We start from the raw sequence: 19,535 nt of genomic DNA on the forward strand, positions 1-19,535 counted from the left end.
GATGTCATCCTCACCCCTGGCAGCCATCCCGGACGATCTGTTGTCCCTGGCCCGCAGCCTCGACGCGGAAATCCTGCCGCGGGTCATCGCCCTGCGGGATTGGCTCGTGACCACGGCGGCCCGAATGGAGGATGCCAACGAGGTTCTGAACGGGTTCCTGCATCGGCTCATCGATCTCGGCGTGCCTGTCGATCGGGCGGTCTCGGCCATCGAGGCGCTGCACTCGGAATATGCCGGGATCGGGCGCTTCTGGACCCGGGAGGAGGGGACCGTCGTGCGCTATCTTCCGCATGGCGACCGGCGCGAGGCCATCTATCAGACGAGCCCCTTCGCCCATGTGAATCGCACCGGCGAATGGCTTTTTCTCGATCTCGCAGATACGCCCGACGATCTCTTCCCGATCGTTCCGGAGCTGAAGGAGGCGGGCTACCGCCATTATCTCGTCATCCCGATCCGCTTCACCAACGGCGCCGAGAACGCGATTTCCCTGGCGACGCGCTCGCCTCAAGGGTTCAGTAGACAGGATCTCATGATCCTGCGTCTCGTCATGCCGTCATTCGCGCTTGTCACGGAGCTGCGCGCCACCAGCAACCGACTTGATGAGGTGCTGCGTATCTATGTGGGGGACGATCCGCACAAGGCCATTCTTTCGGGCGCCATTCAGCGCGGACAGGTGACGCGCATCCGCTCTGCGATTCTGTTTGCCGATATGCGCGAATACACGCGCATCTCGTCGACGCTCAGCCCCGAGAGCGCTGTGGAGCTCTTGAACAATTACTTCGACTGCCTCGTGCCGCCCATCGAGGATGAGGGGGGCGAGGTGCTGAAGTATCTGGGCGATGGATTGCTCGCCATCATGCGCGATCGTGGCGACGATACCGGCGGCGCCGCGCAATCGGCTCTGACCGCGGCCACCAAGGCGCTGCGGCGCATCGAGGCCGCGAACAACGAAGGGCGCTTCCCGGTGCAGGTCAATGTGGGATTCGCCTTGCATCACGGTGATGCAGCCTATGGCAATGTGGGCTCCGGTCAGCGGCTCGATTTCACGGTGATCGGGCGGGACGTGAATCTTGCAAGCCGCATCGCCGATCTCAACAAGCGCCTCGGCGAGCCGCTGCTCATGTCGAAGCCTTTCGTCGAGCATCTGTGGGGCAATCCTCACCCACTCGGGGCGCACGCCGTCGAGGGTTTCGAGGAAGAAATCGAAGTCTACAAACCCTGAAAGCGGTCGCGCCCGTGTGGCGCGTCGAGATCAAGGACGGGCCCGAGCGGCACGATGCCTGTCGGATTGATGGTGCGATGGCTCTCGTAGTAATGGCCCTTGATATGCTGCATGTTCACCGTCTCGGCGATGCCGGCGGTCTGATAGAGATCACGCAGATATCCTGACAGGCTCGGATAATCCGCGATCCGGCGCAGATTGCATTTGAAATGTCCCACATAAACGGGATCGAAGCGCACGAGCGTCGTGAACAATCGAATATCGGCTTCGGTGAGCCTGTCGCCGCAAAGATAGCGCTGCGAGGCAAGCCGCTCGTCAAGCATGTCGAGCGTTTCAAACAGCGGATGGATCGCTTCTTCATAAGCGTGCTGCGTTGTGGCAAAGCCCGCCTTGTACACGCCGTTGTTCACGGTGTCGTAGATACGTGCGTTCAACGCATCGATCTCGCCACGCAAGTGCTCGGGATAATAATCGCCGGGCTGCGCGCCGATCCCGTCGAACGCGGAATTGAACATACGGATGATCTCGGCGGATTCGTTGCTGACGATGGTGGCCTCTTCCTTGTCCCACAGCACGGGCACCGTCACACGGCCGGTATAGGTCGGCTCCGCTGACGTGTAGACCTGGTGCAGATACTGCGCCCGACGAAGCGGGTCGGGAATGACGCCCGGTCCATCTTCGAAGGTCCAGCCGTGCTCCAGCATGCGCCAGTGCACGACGGAGAGGCTGATCATCTCCTCCAGGCCTTTGAGCTTGCGCATGATGAGGGTGCGGTGAGCCCAGGGGCAGGCGAGCGAGACATAGAGATGATAGCGCCCGGCTTCGGCCTTGAAGCCGCCTTTACCCGTCGAACCCGGCGACCCGTTCGCCGTGACCCAGCTCCGGAAAGGGGCGGAGCTTCGCTCGAAGCGCCCGCCGGTGCTCTTGGTGTCATACCACCGGTCCTGCCAAACCCCATCCACAAGCAATCCCACCCGATCCTCCTTCGATATCCGATGATGCCCTCCCTCAACGGGAGCACGGCCAAAGGGTTCGCTGAGGGTATAGGGTGGAATGCCCTATTCCGCTGCACACATCGGCGTGATGGGCCCCCGGAGGGCAGGGAAGGACGTCTTCGGCCAAACAGGGGGGGTGACGAACGGCCTTCCCTCGGTTAGATGGTTTCCTTACCTTCCTTGGAAGGGCCTGTAGCTCAATGGTTAGAGCCGGCCGCTCATAACGGTCTGGTTGCAGGTTCGAGTCCTGCCGGGCCCACCACCCACTCCTGCAGATTTGCCCAATTTCCAAGTGTGGTGGAGAGCGGGGCTTTTCCAAAGACTTAGCTGGCGCTAGCCGACAAAGACCGGCGTCTCAGGTCACGGACTTGGGCCCGCCTGTGCGGCTTTCAGTGCCCGTTCTCTCAGCTCGTCAGTGCACTTTCCGACCTTGGGAGTGGACTCTTATGGAGACTGGTTCGCGATCAACAGAGACAGTGGTTCGCAGGGACTGGAATGATACAAAGCTTCGCCGAGCCGCCGGCGATCGATCTTTAATTCTCATCTAATGGCTGGACTTCAGCTGCATTCCGAGCAGTCATGGGGCTGTCCTGACCGGCCGGTGAGCCCCAGGATCCGCTGCCCTGCAGGCCGCGGCCCTACGCAGGGCTGTGGTGGTGACGACCAGACCGTCTTACCTGCCACAAGGATTCTCCATGACACTCACCGATACTCAGCTTGTGCTGCTCAGCGCGTGGTCTTGTCACGGGAACAGCTGACGGGTTCGACTGAGGCGCGGTAGAGTAGGGGGATGCAGCCCATTTCGTATCGCCGTCACCAGTTCCCGCCCGAGATCATCCGGCATGTCATCTGGCTCTATCTGCGCTTCACCCTCAGTTATCGCGATGTCGAGGAGCTTCTGGCCGAGCGGGGTCTCGACGTTTCCAACGAGACCGTTCGATGGTGGGTTCTCAAGTTCGGACATTCGTTTGCCCGCAACTTGCGTCGGCTGCGGCCTCGTCCGACAGACACCTGGCACTTGGATGAAATGGTGGTCTCGATCCAGGGGCGGCGCATATATCTGTGGCGAGCGGTCGATAGCGAGGGTGAGATCCTGGATATCCACGTGCAGCCGAGGCGGGACAAAGCCGCTGTCCTGAAGCTTATGCGCAAGCTGCTCAAGAAGCAGGGCTTTGCTCCAGGCATGCTCGTGACCGACAAATTCGGGTCTTATGGTGCCGCCCGACGCGAGCTGGGGCTCTCGGCTCATCATGAGCAGGCTCTGCGCAAGAACAATCGAGCAGAAAACTCGCATCAGGTAGTGCGACGACGCGAACGGAAAATGCAGGGCTTTAAGTCACTTGGGGCAGCTCAGCGATTCCTGTCCGTCCACTCCGCAATCTACAACACCTTCAACCTCCAGCGCCATCTGATCTCCCGCCAAACTCTGCGCCTCGTCAGGGCGAAGGCGGCAGCCCAGTGGCATCTTGCGACTGCTGCCGCATGACTTGATCAGGTCTCTTGTTTTATCGCGGCTTGAGTCGCGTTCCCGTGACAAGGCCACGCCACGCACTCTCTGGACCAAGAACGATAAGATCCTCATCGCAATGACAGGGCACTGTATCGTTGGCGTCATAATGTAGGGAACATGTTCAGTAAACTCGCGGATTGGAACTGGGTGATCCGCTGCTATGGTCGTTACACCCATATCTTCTCTCGGCCATCTACATCACGGCTATTGACAGCTTCTATCTAAGTAGTGGTCCTTGAGCTTGGGCGATGCATCCTCCAGATAGACCACATGGAGCACACAATCTGGCGCTCTTTGAAGGGACAGTAGAAGCAAATAATGGTCTGATGCGATGCTACACTCTCGCCCTATCCACGGCAGAAAGTTGGCACGTAAGCGCCGCCTCCGAGAGGGCCTCCGACTTCTACTGGTAGTCCCGGAGTGGCTTCAATCGTATACCATTCGTCTCCAAGAATGATCTTCGGCGCCTGACCAGTCGGGAGCCATTTTTTGACCTGTTTGGCGACTTGAGTGTTGGTTCCAGCGTAGGACTCCCAAGAGCAGCATGGGCTTGCGGCATTCACGGTGTAGACTGCGTAAACACGCTCCCCATTCAGGTATCCTTCGATGATCGTGTCACCATAGGGACCACGGCAGTTCTTCAGTTTCCGGCGAGGTGAATCGGCACTCACGATCCTTCGGCCGCAAAGATACTGTTGATTCAGTGCAACGCGTTCGGCCGTAAACTGGCGGCCGCTTTTTCTGTCCTTGAATATGACTTGGTCCAGTGAACATTCGGCGGCAAGTGATGGGGCTGCCACGAGAAACACCATGGCTCCAGTGCAAGTGCGCCTGAATAATTGGAAAGCTGGTTGTTTAGGCACCCTGAACCTCTTTTGGCAAACAGAGCCGTGGAATTCACAACTGGCACTATCGAACCTGCTGTCCAGAGCAATAGTCAGCAAGCGGCCATCCTACGATGCCACCTTAGCAGGGTGAGTCTTAGCATGTCACGAACACAGGCCCTGCCGGAACAGACAGCCCGAGGTCTCGCGCCAGCCTATTCCACGATCCGAACGCAGAATTCAGCGGTATGACACGTTCGGCTCGGCGGTTCCTCGACATGCACTCTGCCATTCACAGAACGTGCAATCTCCAGTGCCATCTCGTATCCCGCAGGACCCTCTGCCTGTTCAGGGCAGAGCGGCCGACCGCTGGGATCGCGCGACCCCGGTAGCATTATGCGATCATATCTGGCTCAAGCCGCAGAACCAGGTTTCCGTCCCAATATCAATTCAGGAGAGGTGGCCGCTTACACCTGTCGCCTGACATATCGCCCGCAAAGTAATGCCCTCATTAGCTTGGTATTCACCCAGTCCATTCAGGCGAGGTGACTTCTGAGAGCCAGCGTGGTGCAGGGCCACGACTTCCCATTTTGAGTTGAAGACCGGGCTGCCGGAGCTGCCCGGGTCAGTTGGCGTGCGGTAATGCATCAGCCGTTCATAACGGCAGACGTCCAGCAGAACGCTATCATTCACTGAGAACTGCAGTGCGCCGGCCCTAGGATGCCCAACGACGAAGGCCTTGGTTGTTGGCGAGGGCAGGGGGACATTGGCTGCACGCAACAGGCCCTGCACGCCCTCGGGCCGCGACTTGAGTGAGACAATCGTGACATCGAGTTTCTCTGGCTGCTCAAGCACGCGGCCCACTTCCTCGGGCTCGGACGTGAACAGAACCTGCTCGATCTCATGTGTCCGGGGCGCGCCGGCGGCGGCCGACTCGATCTCGAATGTGACACGCGCGTCCGCCGGGCGCAGCGATTCCGGCACGGTGTTGCTGATGACGTGGGCGTTGGTTACGAACACCAGCTCGGGCTCCATGCCGAATGCGCTGCCCGGCATGAGGAAACCCGTACCCATGCGCACGCCGCTGGCATCGGTCACGCAGCCGATGTTCGGACACAGCGCCAGCATGCAGCGCAGATCGGACACGGTGAACGACTTCTCGCCGGAGAAGTTCTTCTCCAGTTCCTCAGGATGCGCTGCCAGCTCTCTCGCCCTTGCCGGATCAACCGACCAGCGCCGCTGCGTCCGCACCACGTGCTTCTCGACGATGCCTGCGAGGCGGTCGGCGCAGGTTTCATTAGTCCGCGGGTCGCCCCGCCAGACCTCACGCAGTTGACGGTGGTAGCTCTCGATCGCGAATGGACCGGCCTCAGGGTGGGCGAGAAAGCGGTAGAGCCACAGCTCGGCTTGGTCGCACCATCCGGCCTCCGGCTCCGCGTGGTGCAGCGCCAGGCAGGCTTCCGAAGCGGTAGCCAGCGGCCAGGGGCTCATAGCGTCCAGGCGTCGCGCGGCTTGTGCCGAACCGAGCACCGTCTTCGCCAGAGACCCGGTGTCGATCCCTTCCCGGGACGGAAGACCGCTCTGAGCCTCCACCAGTCGCAGGGCGACGACATTGACGCCATGATAGAAGCTGCTTGTAGCACGATACTGCTGCAGATAGGCATCGGTCGCGGCACGCAGCAGATTGAGGTCGCCCTCCTGCACGAACTTCTGCTTGAGAATTCGGGCGCGTAGCCCCTGGTACTCGGCCACTTCCGGAATGAAATCCAGGTCATCAGAGATGGCCGCTGCGTTGAGGCCCTCATCGAGTAGGCGGTCGGCTGCATCGAAGGCCCCCAATTCGATCAGCGCCTGTGCCAGATGTTTCTGGATGCGGGCATCGCAGCCCCGGGTGTCGTGCCAGGCCTGGCCGATCAGGTGCGTGAGGTCGAAGTACCGATGGCTGTTGAGCACCCACACTGCAGTGCGGATCTCCTCTTTGCCTACTGCCGCGGCGGGTGAGGCCAACTCGTCGGCGATGAACTGAGCCGCCTGGGTCAGCAGCTGCTGAGGCGGATCATCGTAGCGGCCCCGCTTCAGCGCGACGGCAAGATCTTCCGGAGTCTGGGGGGTCATCGCAGTTGCACCTCCAGGGCCTCGGCCAGGCACGCGCGAAGTTGCTTGCCGGCGAGGTAGTGCGTGATCGTGTGGCGCCAGCTGCCCCAGTTGCTCTCCAGAAAGTCCTCGACGCGCTTGCCATCGACTTCCCGGAAGTCGCTGGCAAACCGTGGGTCGGCCCCGCACACCGGGTCCAGCGGGTCGTAGATGTTAATCCAGCGGCGCAGTGTGGCGGCGGGAAAGTCCACCTGGTCCTTGCCGGAAGCGACGAGTTCGTCCTGTACCTCCTGAATACCCAGTGGCGAGCCCAGGGTGAAGAGCGTATCCACTGGCGGGCAGTCAGGGCAGTTGCGCAGCACGTCGTAGGCGACCATGGTCCCCATGCTGTGCGTCACGAGTACGGTTTTTTCCGCCTTCTGCCCAGCCTTTCGCAGGACATCCAGCAGGCGCTGGCGCAGCTCGTGCCGTACTTTGACTGGCTGGCTGTTCTCGCGCTGGTACTCCTTGTCGAACAGGAAGTAATAGGCCTCCATCGCGGCTTTCCTGATGACAGCCTGCTTGACTGGCCCGGGCAGCCAGGACGCGATCTCGAACTGCGCCGCGTCAGCTACAGCCGGTGCGGTAAGCACCGAGGGGGGCGTTGGTGGCGTTGGCTGCTCGCTCATCTTTCGCTCGAATTCGACCAGGAACCGGCGCTCGCGCTCATTGGCGGGCTGGGGCGGCTGCAGCTCGCCAGCAACCGCGTCGAGATTGTCCGGCAGCACCACCGCGCTCTCAGCCTCGTAGTAGGACCCGAACTCCGTTTCATAGTCCTCTGCGTAGAACACGTCGGCGTAGTAGTTGAAGAGCGCTGGCACACCCTCGACGTCGAGGTCTATACCGGGGTTCGGGTTCGGGAAAACCTCTCCATTGGGATCCGGGCGGCTCAGACCCCAGCGCCAGATCTCCTCCAGTTTCGTCAGCGGGGGCTTCTTGGCCAGGCCATGGACAAAGACGACGGCGTACTTCCTCATGGGTGCTCCTTCCCCTTATGGCGAATTGAACAGTGCGTGGGCCTCACCACGGAAATCGGTGGGGGGCGGACTACCTGACTTGTGCGCCTTCTCCGTGGCCAGCGCATGGTTCATGTCTGCGGGAAAGAACGTGACGGGCTTGCCGCGTCTGCGTGCCTCTTCCAGCTCATCGCGCGCGATGGCACCACCGCCGATGCCGATCATCTCGTCACAGGCCACCACCATGGCTTCTGAGGTTGGTGATAGCTGCGTCCCCTGCCGGCCACCCCAGGTGCCGTCCTTGACCACGTAGACGACCTCCACATCGTCCGACATCGCGGCGCTCTCCGCTTCAGCGCGGGAGGAGACGATGCCAATGGTGCGGAACCCCTTGCGTCTGGCGATCGGGTAGACCATACCGATGCCCTCGGCTGTTGCGCCAGCACAGATGGTGGTCGACTGCGGCGCGAAGCGCGCCAGCTGCTCCCGCAACACACGTTCCACGGCGGCCGGGTCCTCATAGCCGGTGCCCGAGAAGCCACAGAACGTTACGACTCGCTGGTCGGCTTCGCGTATCGCTTCTACAACGGAAGCCGCGTCCTCGGCTTGCACGACCCGGCGGAAGGCAGCGAGCACCTGGGAAATTTCCTGCGCGGACGGCGCCAGATGCGCCAGCAGCCGACGCGCTTGCCTGCAGCTGGAAGCATGATCACCGGTGCGCCCTGGCGTCATAGCGACAGCTTGGCTATACAAGCTCGCCGCTCCGGCAAAATTCCTCTGGATCAGCTGCACCTCGGCCACTGTAGCCGTGTGCCAGTAGTCACCATGTTTGACCTCAGTGCCGACGATGGCCTGTACGCGCTGCGCGAAGTCTTTGCCAGCGTCCAGTTCATTGAGGAAGATGCTCTTTGCCGCGGCATTCACACCCAGGTAATAGCTGTTCGGCGCAAGGCCGAAGCCTTCAGCATAGAGGTCGCGCGAGCGCCGCAGGTGCAGGCGATCACCGGCGGCCTCGAAGGAATCCATCCACGTGCGCGCATAGATGCCAATGGTCTCGGGATCCCGTTCTCCCAGCTCGTACAGCTCACCAAGCACTGCCTTGGCCTGCTGCCAGCGGCCCGAACGTGCCAGAGCCAGCCCGCGCAGTTGCCGCGGTCGGATGGATAGGGGAAATGCCGCCTCAGTCCGGTCCAACACGGCAATCGCCGCATCATGGGCGCGCATGGAAATCAATGCCTCGGCGGCGGCACAGGGCAACAGCGGACCAGCACGCCAAGCCAGGTCGCTGGATTGCGCCAGCTGCTCTATGGCGGCTGCGTTGTGTGCGTCAGTATGCGCCTTCAGCAGGGCCAGGCTCCGCTTCGTCTGCTGGTCGATGTCCGCCGCGAGCCGGATCCCGCGCGCTGGAATCGGCTGTCCATGAAGACCGTACAGCAGCCGCAGCAGCGCCGTACCACTGGGTCCGTCGCGCTGCTCCGAGAAGTCCTCCCAGATGGCGTTTCGTGCAAAAGGCGGCAACTGCGCTCCAGGCAGCCGGGCAATGACGAAGCGGAACCCGCGCTCGTCCCGGAGTGTCAGGAAGCTGTCGTACTCCCGCCTGCACCACTCCGAGTCTTCACTGCGGGTTGACCAGATCAGGACACCCGTCTGGCTCGCCTCCAAATTCTCTTCAAGCGAGCGCGCCAAGGCTGCTCCGGAATTCAGGACGAACTGATCCATGAAGACCGAGTATCCCAGCTGGGTCAGGATGTCGTAGAGCGAGAGTACCCAGGCACGCTCCGATGAGCGGTAGCTGAGAAACACATGCCATTTTCTGCCAGGTTCGAGCGGAGCAGGCTGGGGCGCCAGTTCCAACCATTCTTCCAGATTATGCACCGTCTCACTCCTCCTGTGCACTCCAGATGTTCGATGCCGGAATTTTGGCTGTGGTCTACCGCTTCTTCAATCTGTCGATAGCTCCCGGTTGATCCCGTAGCACTTGACCGGTCATCTCAGGCTCGCATGCCGAGTTTGTATTGCCTGACGGACTGCGTCTGTCGTTGTGGCGCTCCCATGTAGAACTTGACCCGGAGTGCGGTGCACCAGTCACACCACCAGAATGCAGCATCAAGCCATAGGATCAGGTACTAACCCAGGTTGCTGCACCGCTCCCGTCTCCTTGAGAATGCCAGTCTCGTGACAACACCGCCTGACGGCATGTCAGATGGTTGCGGCCGAAAACTGATGACCCGCGCAGGCCATGAGCTGAATCTCATGAGCCTGCCCACACTGTCCGACTCCGTCCAATCTGTACGCGGGATCCTGCAGACACTCAACCAAACACCCGGCGCTTCCAGGGGCCAAACTCTACGTTCTGTCCTCTCGTATCGATGTGTACAAAAGTCGGGTAAACGCCAATCCCTCCCATGAACAGTCCCGCGTCGCGAAGATCACTCAGCTGCTTCGCCCACCATACGGAGCCAAGCCCATCAGCGCAGCTGAAATCGGCAGCGCGGAACTGCATGTGCGTGCTGCCGCCCGCTGCTCCTGGTATCAGGGCGTTGTACGCGGGCGAGCGGTAGACGCTTGACAGGCGGACCTTATCCCCGAGCCTCCTGCGTAGGACATCCAACACTTTTGCCGTTGGGACGATGTTGTTCCAGAGGTCCTCGGGTGGCAGCGTGTTTTTGCCCTTAGCAGGACCGGACAGGTTCTGAGCACCCAGGACAAGAAACTCCTGCGGCTGAAAGTGCTGCAGGTTCAAACCGCTGAGAAACTTGACAAAGCGTCCTTCGGGTGTGGTGTCGGTTATCACTGCCGGTGCGTGAACCTCGTCATCGTCGCTGCGATCGTCGCTTTCGTGAACGTTGCGGTCCAGATCGTCACCCTCAAAAATCGCCAGGAGCTTCTCCTGTACGGGCAGGATCTGGCGCATGCGCCATCCCTCGGCAGCGAGCCGGTTCAACGTGGTCTGAAGCGAGGTCACCTCCGACAACGGCACCTCCTCGACGTGATACGCTACAATACCATCTTCATTGTTGTTCTCTTCTTCAATGAAGACACCAACATCTTGATCCTTGCCTGATTGCTTTGCCTTAGTTTTGTCCCTCTCCGGCGCTGAGCCGGTGCCAGGCGCATCCACGCCGGCCTGTCCTGCTAAACCAGCCGGATTTCCGAGTGCCGCAGCGATCAGGGTCATGCCCTTCCCAGTGGAATCTTTCTCTGCAGAGTTCAGCGCAACATTGTAGGCCGGCGACGGGGCAGTGCCCGGAGCAAAACCGTGAAAGTGGATGTCGCGGCCACGACCCCAACTCGCGACAGCGTTCGCGACCACGTGATTGCCCCACGTGCTCAGGGCACGGGCCGAAGAAAGAAATGGGTTCAGGAAGTGGGTTGCTCCACCAACCGTGCTTTTCGAACCGCTCACGCGCGAGGCCAAGTGTTTTGTTACGATGCTGAAAACGGCATCACTTGCTCGTGGCAGTCGCCGCCAGGTCCGTACGCCGCCCGGCCCACCGATTGCCGAAAACTGGAAGCGCGCGTTCACCACCTCGTCAATGGTATCCGGGAAATTGGGATGCGCAACTCTGTTGAGGATCGTATCAACGACCGCTTTCACTCCTCCCTTGAGCGTCTCCTCACCATATCGGCCGAAATGACCAACCTCGCTCATTGAAGTGCGCGCGAGTGCCTCAATATCATCTTCGGTTATTGTAATCGTCAGCATTGGGTCCTCCCTGGACAGGCGCCAGCCTGCCGGTCAATGTTGGACGGTGAGAATTTTGCTTTATGTGTTACATAATCAACCAAAAATAATTTACCTTGCATCAAGTAAAATAAACAATTTGCGATGCGGATCATTGGACCATTCGAGGGATCGTTGGCTGTGCAAGCTGGTTACCCAGCCTTTCCCAGACCAAGCTGCGTGTGGATCCTTGATGCTCCTCAGGCTGGTATCGATCAGCAGATCAATGATCTGAGCAGCGTCGACCTTTCGGACCTGTGGTGTGGCCCTCGGTTCGTCGCCAGACAGATGTCATCCACGCGATCATGCCTGAGCCCGAAATGAGGTTAAGACGATTTCTTGGTAACCCTTTTCGCCAAGCGGAATACACTTAAAATCCAATATAGAGCCGACATCTGCGGTAGGATGTTAGAAGAACACCCAGGATTTATTTAATGGAGCTAGCATAGAAAAGTCTTCGGGAATTTCGAGGACACAGTGTGTGCGCGATGAAGTCAAAGGAGAACAGGATGGTGAGCAGAGCACAGCCACTTGCCTTAACCCGTCCTCTGGGTGCGTTCGGAAATCGCGTCATAGATTGGTTGTCCAAGCGAAACCAGGTCGACGCCCCGCCTGTTCGCGGAATCCACGCCCTTGCACAGCCCGACCTGACTCTGGGCGCCCTCCCGCCAGAACTCAAGGCAGTCCTGGGCATGTCGGCTGTTCGTATACATTTACAGAGCTACGCGCGCTTCGATGGCGACGCGATCTCTCAACAGCGGCGGCTGATGCAAGAGCTGACCATCGCTAATATCTGCCTGATGATCGCGGGCGTTTTGAGCGGACTTGTCCTCGCCGGCGGCGCCATGCGCGACCTCTTGGGCCCGCTCTGGACAGACCGACTGGCATTAACGCTTGGCGCAACAACCCTCGTCATGGGAGCGGTGGCCGCGATGCTGACTTTCTGGGCGCGCGAGAGTGACCGGCTTCGCCGATGGCTCAGTCTGCGCAGCAGGGCTGAGATGGCGCGGCTGAGTGTATTTCGCGAGATCGCAACCGCCCTAACGGTCGTTTCACCGGAGGCCGCAATGCAGGGCCTGACGCTCATTCATGAGCACCTGCTTGAGGATCAGCGGAGCTACATGCATAACCGTGCTCTACGCCACAGACGATCGTCCGAATGGACATCTGTATGGGGCGGACTTGCAACTGCCCTGGCCTTCGTTGGCGGGAGCGGAGCTGTAATCGCCAGTTTTGTACCGAGCCAGAGCTGGATGCCTGTGGCGGGCGTCCTTGGTGCTGCCCTCGCGGCCTACGCTGCCAACCGCGAGGGATTGCGTCGCGATCGGGCTAATTCTGACCGGTGTGAAAAGGCCGCCGCTGCTCTTGACGAACTTGCTGCGCGTTTTGACGCCATCGAGGCACAGGTCCGGGCCGGGCACAAGGATGCAATCATGGCTTTCACCGACGCCGTCGCTGACCAGCTGGCCGGTGAGCACCGGCAATGGCTGGAAGGAACGGCACAGGCCGAACTGGCAGTCGCCAAACTCGACGCTCAACTTCAGCACCTTGGAGCGTCCCGCCATGAGCAGGAAGAGCCACTTGGAAACAGCAGCAACGCACAGGTCAAACCTTAAGACGGCTCCGCAGAGATCCCTTACCAAGCGGCGTCCAGATGCTCTAATTTCGACATCGAATTGCGGGGCCGAACGGCGGAAGGAGCGGCTGTAGTGTCGTCAATCTTTCTATCGTACGCGCGAGCTGACAATGCAGTGCCAAACGATGATCCAAAGAGTGTTGGCTGGGTCAGGAGATTCTATGAATTTCTGGATACCGGGCTTCGGGCGCGTGGTTTTCTGAATGCTGCCGTCTGGCGGGACGTAGCTGACATCAATCCTTCCGAGCAGTTCGCGCGCGAAATCGAAGAGGCTGTGCAACGCGCTGAACTGTTTATTGCAATCGCATCACGCGCCTATACGCAGCGTCCCTGGTGCCTGGAGGAGCTTGAGAAATTTCTTCGAGCGGCAAAGGTTCGGAGCATTGCGGACCCGAGGGAGCGGGTGATCGCGGTATTCAAGCAATACCTTCGCGACGTGGAACGACAGAGGCTACCGACAGGCCTTCAAGGCCAAGAGGGGTTTCATTTTTACGAGCAGGATCCAGAAACCAACGAATACGTGCCTTTCGCCGAATTCGGCCGGTTGATGAACGAGCAGCGCTACCTGCGGACAATGACCCGCGTCATCAATGCCATCGAGGAGCGGCTGCTCGACAGCCCATCCGAGCAGGAGCCGGAGACGACCGTGAGGAGCGACGGTCCCATCGTATTTATCGCCAAGCCTGCGAAGGAATTGGAGAATGACTATCTCAGGATCGTCGACGAGCTGGAGAAGCGAGGCTGTCGCATCAGGCCCGATCCCGATAGTCCCCTGCCGATCGACCGGGAAGCGATTGCAGCCCTGCTTGACGAAGCAACACGAGAGGCGTCCCTGTCGGTCCACCTGCTTGGGCAGTCGGCAGGCTTTACGCCCGACGGGGACAACCAGCCGATTGCAGCTATCCAGCTCGATGCGGCTCGCCAAGCGGCTCAGCGATCCCCGAGTTTCCAACGCCTGATTTGGCTCTCTCCTGCTCTCAGTGCCACACCACGTGACCAGCGCCCTGAGCTCGTGCGCAGCCTGGAAGAGGGCACGACCCTCCTGTCACGAGACGAGCTGGAGAGTGCTCCATTCGAGAGCTTCAAGCAGCATGTTCTGCGTGCCCTTGAGATTGGCCAGCTCGCAAAGGCGGCTGGCGTCACAGCGCCGGTCAACGTTGGTCCAGCAGACGTCCCCCTCAGAATCTATGTCGTCCATGATGAAAAAGACCGAGCAGCCGCTGAGTCAGTCGAGGTGGAACTCTTCGGCGCTGGCAGCGAGCCGGTGCTTCTCCCAGCAACTGCTGATGAAGATGAGCACGTCAAAGAAATCGAGGCATGCGACGCGTTGCTCATTGTGTGGGGCATCGCGGATGCAGGCTGGCTGAATTCGAAGCAGCGTACCGTTCATCGGGTCGAAAAAGAGCGCCGTGCGCGACCTTTTCAGGGACGGGCGGTTTGCCTTTGCCCTCCCGAAACACACGACAAAAGCCGGTTTCGCAGCAATGCCTTCACGACAGTCAGACAGGGGGATGGATCGCTTGCAAGTTGGGTCCGAAAATCGAGAGATCCCGGCCGATGACCAGCGTTTCAGCGACACAGCCCTTTCCGGGCCTTCGTCCCTTCGAAACGGCTGATCACCCGTTCTACTTCGGACGTGAGGAGCAGGTGGGCTACCTTAGAGCCATGCTGCAGCAGCGACGTTTCGTGGCTGTGGTGGGCACGTCCGGTAGCGGCAAGTCGTCCCTGGTCAAAGCTGGCCTGCTGCCGCTGCTGGTTTCGGAAGACCCTTCCTGGAAGGCTGCCGAAATGCGCCCGCTCGGCAGGCCGATATTGGAACTGGCGCGCAGCTTCATTGCTCTGACCCGTGATCTTGCCCCGGAGCGGGTTGCAGGACTGCCGGACCACGCCCTCGAGGAACGAGCGGAGGCAATTCTGCAGCGATCGAGCTTCGGCCTGATCGAGCTTGTGAAAGAACTTCAGGTTCCGGCGCGTGGCTCTCCCCGAACTTCAAGGCTCGATCGGAATGAGCCAATCCTGCTTGTGGTCGATCAATTTGAGGAGCTGTTCCGGTTCGCCGAGGATCAGAACCCGGCGGAGCATCTCCTCCGAGCTGGTGAAGCGCAGGCGTTTGTCGGGCTCCTCCTTGAGGCGAGCCGGTGCGAGCAACCCGCGATCCACGTCATGATTACCATGCGGTCGGACTTTCTTGGCGATTGTGCGAGGTTCAACGGATTGCCGGAGATGCTCACTAACAGTCAGTTCCTGGTGCCTCAGCTCACCCGCGAGCAGAGACGGGCAGCCATTGAGGGCCCGATCGCCAAGGCTGGAGGCATGATCGACCCGGCTCTCGTACAGCGACTCCTGAACGATGGCGGCGATGAACCAGACCAGCTGCCTGTCATGCAGCATACACTCATGCGTCTGTGGCAGCGGGCGAGTAGCATGACAGCGGCGCAGGGCGCCGCTGCGACTGCCAGCGGAACCAGCTCTGCGCTGCAGCCGTTCGACCCGCGCCTCACGCTCAATGATTACGATTCGATTGGCGGACTCGATCAGGCACTGTCCCGTCATGCCGACGAAGTCCTCTCCGAACTGGAGAACAGTGATGCGGGAATTCGCCTATGTGTGAAGCGCACCTTTCAAGCCTTGACTGAGGTAGACCGCGAGAACCGGGCGCTCCGGCGCGCGCGACGTTTGTCGCGTTTGGTCTCGATTACGGGTCAGCCGGAGCCAGCTGTTCGCAGGGTGATCGAGCGCTTTCGGCAGCCCGATTGCAACTTCATCGTTCCGCCAATTGATATGGAGCTTGATGCTGAAAGAGTCATTGATATCAGCCACGAGGCCCTGATCCGCCGCTGGCGCTGTCTGTCTGGAGGTCCGAGCCAAACTGGTTGGGCGGAAGAGGAAGCTGAGGACGGACGCCGTTGGAATGCGCTTCGTGAGAACGCGCGCGATTATGCGGCCAACCCGGAGATGCTGCTCAATCCGGTTGTAACAAAACATGCGATGGCTTGGTGGGAGCAGAGGAAACCAACTCCGCAGTGGGCTGAGCTTTACGGCGGCAACTGGGAGGGAGTGAGAGAACTGCTCGACGCGAGTGATCAGCGGTCGAAGCAGGAGCAAGAGGAGCAAGCCAGTCAGGAACGGGCTGAAGCGGAGGCAAAGAAGAGGGAGCAGACCAAATCGACTATCCTGCGGGTCACAGTCGCGCTGCTCGGACTTATGACCGTTCTATTCGGGCTCTATGTCGTTCTGGCGAATAAAGTAACCAGGGCCATCCAGGTAGAGCGAGACCTCGCTCATGCCGCACGCCGACAGGCCGAAGAAGAGCGGCAGGTCGCATTGGCCGCACGAGAGCAGTTGGACGCCCGCGTGCAACAGCTGGAAGTGTCGGGACAGAGTGCCGTTAAGGAGCTCCAGGATAAACTCGACAGGGCCGAGCGTGAGCTTGCTGTACTCCAGCGGCAAATCCCCCGCAGTTCCCCTACGTCCCCAGCGAGCGAGCCGGATGCGTCGTCTCAGACCGTTGCGTCGGTTGTCGCTCAAGTGGCGAATCCTGAACAGGTTCCTCAGCCGCAGGCGATCACTGGTCTCGCTGCCTCTGAAGGTTTCATTTGGATTGGTGGTGGGCGACCGAGCCTTCTGAAGGACAATAACGGGAATGCGTTGAACTCGGATCAGATCCGCCCAAATGCAATCTATCTGTCGAATGCCAACATTGTGCTGCGCGAGGGACCTCCGAATTCCTCTGAGGATTACGCCTCCAAACCCAGCAAAGGCATCGTTTCGGCTGGAACGCCCGTTGTTGCTCTTGGCCGACCCATTGAATACACCCGACCGTCCGGATCTCAGTTCTGGCTCAATGTACGAGTTCCGCCCGCAACCGCCGATTCCGCCAGTATTCCGGCGCGTCTCTATATTCACATCGTGGACAATGCGCAACGGGCTGTAGCACGGGAGCTTGAGCTGCGCCTCGAACAGATCAAGCTCGGTAATACCGCTCTGATCGTGCCGGGTATCGATCTCGTCGCGCGCCAGTCGAGTGCGAATGTGCTCCGCTGCTTCAGTCGCGCTGATTGCGGTCAGGATGCCGAGGCCTTACTGAGGTCCATAAAGAGCGTGTTGGCCGAGCCAGAAATCGCCCTGCAAGACTTGAGTGACGCTTACGAGAAGTCGACAGCCATTCGCCCGCGCCATTTCGAGCTGTGGTTCGGGCAAGGAAATATCAAGCTCCGATAGTCAGGCTGCGTGTGGAATCGTTCGGAAAACGGAGACCAATTCTTGGATCGGCTTTGTCACATCAACGCCCTTTTACTTGCTTCTATTATCCCTCCGCCGAGAGCCGCATTGTGCTATGTCAACGGGTTAAGACAATCCGGTTCCGGCCCAAATGCCCCTTACTTGCTTGATGGATAAAGCCGATCAGGAATCCAAGGAGATTTCGGATGGCCATTCTCGAAAAAGTTCTCGCAGCGCCTAGAGTAGGGGTGCAACCGTGGTTTGTGAAGCGTGTCCTTGAGCTTAGCAGGTGCGTGGGACGGGTTTCTGTTGCTGGTCGGGGATTCGGCACAGGGTTTCTCATTGCGCCAAGGATCGTTCTCACCTGCTATCACGTGTTGCCGGATGTCGAGACTGCGAATGGGAGTTCGTTTGATCTTGATTATCAGCGCGATGAGGACGGCACCTTTCATCGCGTAACGACCGTCAAGTTGAATCCGGAGATGTGCTTCTTGGCTGACCGAGCACTCGATTTCGCAGTAGTCGGATTAGAAGCTGAGCTGAATGATCGCGCTGTGATTCCGTTGAGTGGCAACAGCAACACAATACCCGGTGAACGTGTGACTCTGTTTCATCATCCACAAGGTGGCCCGCTCCAACTGTCTCTACAGGAAGGTGCCATTGTCGCAGTATATCAGGATGTCTTGCATCACGATGCCAATACGCAGCCAGGCTCCGCAGGCGCACCGCTGCTCGATCAGAACTTACGTCTGATCGGAATACATCATGCCTCGGTGCCTCGGACCAGCGAGGGCCCAGGGCCAGAACGTTCGCAGGCACATGGGATGTTCGTCGCCAATGAGGCGATCCGTGCTACAGCGATTCTCGCCATGCTAGGAGAGCGTAAGCCAGAGCTGTTTGCGGACCTGAACGTTGCTAGACAGCCCAAGTCTTCGCGATCGCCTGTACGCCCCGCTACCGGCCAGTCGGAGCCGCCTTCGATAGCTGCCCCGGAAACAGCGGAAGCAAACGCTTCACCCGTCCGCGATTCTGTATTCATCAGTTACGCGCGCGCCGATCAAGGAAAGCGCAAGTGGCGCGAGCGGCTCCGAACGTTCCTGTCACCGTTTGGTGCAGAGTTCGATGTGTGGGACGATAGCCGCATAGAGACCGGAGCGGAGTGGAAAACGGAGATTGATATCGCGTTGAAGCGAGCGCGAGTCGCAGTGCTGCTCGTTGGCCCTTCGTTTCTCGCCTCCGAGTTTATCGCCAGCAACGAACTCCCACCTCTGCTCAAGGCTGCCGCTGCTGAAGGGGTGATTGTTCTTCCGCTTATAACAAACCACTGCTCCTATGAGCGAACGGAACTTGGGAAGTACCAAGCTTTCAACGATCCGAAGAAGCCACTTGAGGCGCTAGAAGGTCCTGAGCAGAATCGTTGGCTGCAGAGGTTTGCCGAGCGGATCGACGATGCATTTCATCAAATCGGCGAGAGGTGACCGTCGGCATCCACGCCAATGTGCGGCTTGCGCTAGGATCGTCTCATCCGGGTGCCGTGCTGTTCGACCAGCCATTCGCCGAGTCCACACGGCCACAGGCCTGTGCTGTCCACCAGCAAGTGAATGGGTCCGGTGCATGGTGGCGACCGTGGGACCTCCAGAGTTGCGGAGCCGTGGCTCAGGGTCAAGGGATCGGGCGCGGCCAGTCCAAGCCGAGGAGCTGGAGGATTGAACCGATCAGGTTTTCGGTTTGGCGCAGTGCTAGCTGAAACACCGCCCATAACGTCAACGCTGTCTTGGTCGACAAAGCCGAATAGTGGGCTTGACCACCTCATGTTGTGCAAGGCTCGGCATGCCAAGCCGCGATTGCTTCCGCAGCGAACCAGACGGTCAGGCTTCCCGCTGACGCAGAGCCGCATCGTATTCGGTCCAGTTCGTTACTTGGTTCCACTGCTTTGGGATGCGATGACGGCGGGTGGCATTGGCTTTGAACGGCACGGGAGACATTCGACCTGAAGGGCACGGGCCTCGATCAGCCAATTGCCGACTCGCCTATTGGTGCAACAAAGCAATGGCTGGCGCAAGCGGCTCTATCATGGGATGCGGGATAGACGCAGCTGTCATCGTTGATCGACCAAGGCAGCGAGGGAATGCTTGAGAACGGTCTCCTGATGAAGGTTGGTCTCATCGGACAAGCCCTTGGGATCTTTGGCTCTGGCGACTCCCACCTAATAGTCATTGCGGAAGCGCAGGGCCCGCCGTATCAGCTCAAATTAATGTATACTCTAGGATTCCGTGAGCGAAGGCCTCTGTCCGCGACATGTTGCTTAGCGAGC

General features: G+C 59.7%; 12 protein-coding genes and 1 tRNA gene. 7 read left to right on the forward strand and 6 right to left on the reverse strand.

What is annotated here, in order from left to right; genetic code table 11:
• The first annotated feature begins 1 nt into the window (after nucleotide 1).
• Nucleotides 2-1,222, forward strand: coding sequence for an adenylate/guanylate cyclase domain-containing protein (locus AA309_RS07115; protein ID WP_047188347.1), 1,221 nt, complete (start codon nucleotides 2-4; stop codon nucleotides 1,220-1,222).
• On the opposite strand, the gene AA309_RS07120 is transcribed toward AA309_RS07115, so the two are convergent.
• The gene (locus AA309_RS07120) at nucleotides 1,210-2,196 is read right to left on the reverse strand and encodes a glutathione S-transferase family protein (RefSeq protein ID WP_047188314.1); all 987 of its coding nucleotides are present in this window, start codon (nucleotides 2,194-2,196) and stop codon (nucleotides 1,210-1,212) included. The genes AA309_RS07115 and AA309_RS07120 overlap by 13 nt on opposite strands.
• 207 nt (nucleotides 2,197-2,403) lie before the next feature.
• Between AA309_RS07120 and AA309_RS07125 the strand changes: the two genes are divergently transcribed.
• Both AA309_RS07125 and AA309_RS07130 read left to right on the forward strand, forming a co-directional pair.
• Nucleotides 2,404-2,479 (forward strand) — tRNA-Ile (locus AA309_RS07125).
• 528 nt (nucleotides 2,480-3,007) lie between these two features.
• Nucleotides 3,008-3,703: an IS6 family transposase gene (locus tag AA309_RS07130; RefSeq protein ID WP_047188315.1), complete on the forward strand. Its 696-nt coding sequence runs from the start codon at nucleotides 3,008-3,010 to the stop codon at nucleotides 3,701-3,703.
• A 1,298-nt stretch (nucleotides 3,704-5,001) separates the two neighbouring features.
• On the opposite strand, the gene AA309_RS07135 is transcribed toward AA309_RS07130, so the two are convergent.
• From AA309_RS07135 to AA309_RS07150, 4 genes are all read right to left on the reverse strand, one after another.
• Entirely contained in the window at nucleotides 5,002-6,666 is a 1,665-nt protein-coding gene (locus AA309_RS07135) for a serine protease (RefSeq protein ID WP_047188316.1), read from the reverse strand.
• Nucleotides 6,663-7,661, reverse strand: coding sequence for an esterase/lipase family protein (locus AA309_RS35080; RefSeq protein ID WP_047188317.1), 999 nt, complete (start codon nucleotides 7,659-7,661; stop codon nucleotides 6,663-6,665). The genes AA309_RS07135 and AA309_RS35080 overlap by 4 nt, the downstream gene beginning before the upstream one ends.
• A 15-nt stretch (nucleotides 7,662-7,676) precedes the next feature.
• A complete protein-coding gene (locus tag AA309_RS31745; protein WP_052954521.1) occupies nucleotides 7,677-9,515 on the reverse strand; it encodes a toll/interleukin-1 receptor domain-containing protein in 1,839 nt (612 codons plus the stop codon).
• A gap of 436 nt (nucleotides 9,516-9,951) precedes the next feature.
• Nucleotides 9,952-11,346, reverse strand: a complete 1,395-nt coding sequence (locus AA309_RS07150; RefSeq protein ID WP_052954522.1) for a cell wall hydrolase — start codon at nucleotides 11,344-11,346, stop codon at nucleotides 9,952-9,954.
• A gap of 710 nt (nucleotides 11,347-12,056) precedes the next feature.
• Between AA309_RS07150 and AA309_RS07155 the strand changes: the two genes are divergently transcribed.
• The 4 genes from AA309_RS07155 to AA309_RS07170 all read left to right on the forward strand — a co-directional run bounded on the left by AA309_RS07155 (nucleotide 12,057) and on the right by AA309_RS07170 (nucleotide 18,699).
• On the forward strand, nucleotides 12,057-12,980 hold the full coding sequence (locus tag AA309_RS07155) for a hypothetical protein (RefSeq protein ID WP_160310410.1): 924 nt from the start codon (nucleotides 12,057-12,059) through the stop codon (nucleotides 12,978-12,980).
• Nucleotides 12,981-13,073: 93 nt separating this feature from the next.
• A complete protein-coding gene (locus AA309_RS07160) occupies nucleotides 13,074-14,561 on the forward strand; it encodes a toll/interleukin-1 receptor domain-containing protein (protein ID WP_047188319.1) in 1,488 nt (495 codons plus the stop codon).
• The gene (locus tag AA309_RS31750; protein ID WP_052954523.1) at nucleotides 14,558-17,221 is read left to right on the forward strand and encodes an ATP-binding protein; all 2,664 of its coding nucleotides are present in this window, start codon (nucleotides 14,558-14,560) and stop codon (nucleotides 17,219-17,221) included. The genes AA309_RS07160 and AA309_RS31750 overlap by 4 nt, the downstream gene beginning before the upstream one ends.
• A 206-nt stretch (nucleotides 17,222-17,427) precedes the next feature.
• Nucleotides 17,428-18,699, forward strand: coding sequence for a trypsin-like peptidase domain-containing protein (locus AA309_RS07170; protein WP_047188320.1), 1,272 nt, complete (start codon nucleotides 17,428-17,430; stop codon nucleotides 18,697-18,699).
• Between the two features lie 184 nt (nucleotides 18,700-18,883).
• Here AA309_RS07170 and AA309_RS36310 read toward each other — a convergent pair whose 3' ends face one another.
• Nucleotides 18,884-18,973: a transposase gene (locus tag AA309_RS36310; RefSeq protein ID WP_244470286.1), complete on the reverse strand. Its 90-nt coding sequence runs from the start codon at nucleotides 18,971-18,973 to the stop codon at nucleotides 18,884-18,886.
• Between the last annotated feature and the right edge of the window lie 562 nt (nucleotides 18,974-19,535).

This window comes from Microvirga vignae (genome assembly GCF_001017175.1).
Taxonomy (GTDB): Bacteria; Pseudomonadota; Alphaproteobacteria; order Rhizobiales; family Beijerinckiaceae; genus Microvirga; species Microvirga vignae.

Bases quoted from the DNA above. Each gene is read 5' to 3' on its own strand.
- AA309_RS07130 (WP_047188315.1), top strand. From the start codon at position 3,008: ATGCAGCCCATTTCGTATCGCCGTCACCAGTTCCCGCCCGAGATCATC.
- AA309_RS35080 (WP_047188317.1), bottom strand. From the start codon at position 7,661: ATGAGGAAGTACGCCGTCGTCTTTGTCCATGGCCTGGCCAAGAAGCCC.
- AA309_RS07170 (WP_047188320.1), top strand. From the start codon at position 17,428: ATGGCCATTCTCGAAAAAGTTCTCGCAGCGCCTAGAGTAGGGGTGCAA.
- AA309_RS07115 (WP_047188347.1), top strand. From the start codon at position 2: ATGTCATCCTCACCCCTGGCAGCCATCCCGGACGATCTGTTGTCCCTG.
- AA309_RS07155 (WP_160310410.1), top strand. From the start codon at position 12,057: ATGTCGGCTGTTCGTATACATTTACAGAGCTACGCGCGCTTCGATGGC.
- AA309_RS07135 (WP_047188316.1), bottom strand. From the start codon at position 6,666: ATGACCCCCCAGACTCCGGAAGATCTTGCCGTCGCGCTGAAGCGGGGC.
- AA309_RS31750 (WP_052954523.1), top strand. From the start codon at position 14,558: ATGACCAGCGTTTCAGCGACACAGCCCTTTCCGGGCCTTCGTCCCTTC.
- AA309_RS07150 (WP_052954522.1), bottom strand. From the start codon at position 11,346: ATGCTGACGATTACAATAACCGAAGATGATATTGAGGCACTCGCGCGC.